2 tRNA genes and 1 rRNA gene are annotated in these 1,119 nt (G+C 52.7%); all 3 read right to left on the reverse strand.

What is annotated here, in order from left to right:
- Positions 1–517: 517 nt before the first annotated feature.
- Positions 518–593 (reverse strand) — tRNA-Ala (locus tag ACR0L9_RS20615).
- Positions 594–705: 112 nt separating this feature from the next.
- A tRNA-Ile gene (locus ACR0L9_RS20620) sits at positions 706–782 on the reverse strand.
- 139 nt (positions 783–921) lie between these two features.
- Positions 922–1,119 (reverse strand): 16S ribosomal RNA (locus tag ACR0L9_RS20625); the annotation flags it as partial.

Consider the following 1,119-nt stretch of genomic DNA (forward strand, 5'->3'; position numbering starts at 1 on the left):
ATGGCTTATCGCAGAGTATCACGTCTTTCATCGCCTCTTGCTGCCAAGGCATTCACCAAACGCCCTTCTCGCGCTTGATTTGATCCAGAAAGAGAAAGACAGACGTCCTTCACGGCAGACCCAGCTGGTAACTAAAGGCCGCCTCTGTTTCTGAACCAAAAGCATACTTTCCCGCCTTCTATCCTGGAACCCATGCTGCCGATGTCGGTCGGCCCCACATGGAGAATAGAAGACATGCATGATCGTCAGATCATGCGGGTTAGTGTACTTGACTTGGACAACTCTGTTCGTTTCAGCCGGGATATTCAAAGAGGGACGAGGAAACATCCCTAATCAAACCTCCCCCGAAGAGGACCAACTGAGATCAACGCCACACTCGGCGCGATCAAACAGTGTTGATTGATTTCTCTCTATACGATGTCAATTGATGTGTCCGTCATCCTTACGGGTGACTTGGACGAGACGTCCAATCGGACGGTTAAGAACCCAAAGGTGCTTAACGATCTGATCGGGTAAATGGTGGAGCCTAGGAGGATCGAACTCCTGACCTCCTGAATGCAAATCAGGCGCTCTCCCAGCTGAGCTAAGGCCCCATCTTTTTTGGCCTACCGCCTATTCGGCTACTTGAGGCCATAAAGGTCGCTCTCATTGCTTTTGCGGGCAAAAGCAACTGCCACGACAACGCCCTTTGCTCCGCAAAAGGCTTGGTGGGTCGAGGAGGACTTGAACCTCCGACCTCACGCTTATCAGGCGTGCGCTCTAACCACCTGAGCTACCGACCCAGACAGGCCGGTCGGCCTGATGTGTTCTGAAGAGATATGAGGACGGCTCGGTCCATGAGTTTGACCAACTTTGTTTGTTGATCTTCTGCTAAGTGTTCCACGATCAAGAGCAAGCTCAAGATACTAGGAACATCCTTAGAAAGGAGGTGATCCAGCCGCAGGTTCCCCTACGGCTACCTTGTTACGACTTCACCCCAGTCGCTGATCCTACCGTGGTCCGCTGCCTCCAAAAGGTTAGCGCACGGCCGTCGGGTAGAACCAACTCCCATGGTGTGACGGGCGGTGTGTACAAGGCCCGGGAACGTATTCACCGCGTCATGCTGTTACGCGATTACTA

The sequence above is a fragment of the Ruegeria sp. I3 genome, assembly GCF_056532525.1.